The sequence below is a fragment of the uncultured Jannaschia sp. genome, from assembly GCF_947494055.1.
Classification (GTDB): Bacteria; Pseudomonadota; Alphaproteobacteria; order Rhodobacterales; family Rhodobacteraceae; genus Jannaschia.
The window spans coordinates 1-576 of sequence record NZ_CANLTR010000172.1 but is presented as its reverse complement, the minus strand read 5'-3'; the positions used below and the strand labels follow the sequence as shown (position 1 = coordinate 576).

Below are 576 nucleotides of genomic sequence, written 5' to 3'. Positions count from 1 at the left end.
GCCCGAACTTCTGAAGCACCGTCGCTGCCTAGGTCTTCTTGTCTTCGTCTCGAGTGCTGTGCGCGGTCGCGATCGGGTCTCGGAACGATGCGGCGTCCTTGTCATCGTCCGTGCCGGCTTTCGTGGCCGGCTTCGACGCAACGGCCGGCTTTCCAGAGGCTGCGTTCATCCGAACCGGATCGTTGGAGACAGCAGGACCTGCTCCTGTCGCAAGCCCGGACGATCGCGGCGGATCGCGCGGCTCGTCAGGAAGCGGACCACGCGTGTCAGTCGAAAGACCCGTCGTTCGCGGCTGATCCGCCAGTGTCGATGCGTCTGTCGCGCTCGCGCCAAGGCCCGAAGACGAAGGATTTACGTTCGAGGCCGGCGTGTCATCGTCGCGACCGTACAGGCGATTTTCCGAAACACGCCGGTCTGTCGACCCTGGTCTCGGATTGCGACCCGAACCCATCGCCAGCCAGGCGACACCGATCCCGATCAGGACGAGGGGGATCGGATTGGCCTGGGCGTTGCGCACCAGCGTGTCGAGATGTCGGCGCCCGTCGCCCTGGAAGTATGCAATCCCTCGCTCGACCA

The 576-nt window shown here is 64.8% G+C and carries 1 protein-coding gene; it reads right to left on the bottom strand.

Features of this window, described 5'->3' with window-relative positions; translation table 11 throughout:
• Window positions 1-28: 28 nt before the first annotated feature.
• Window positions 29-576: hypothetical protein (locus Q1A87_RS23715; protein ID WP_299657336.1), on the bottom strand; the 548-nt coding region annotated here is incomplete at its 5' end.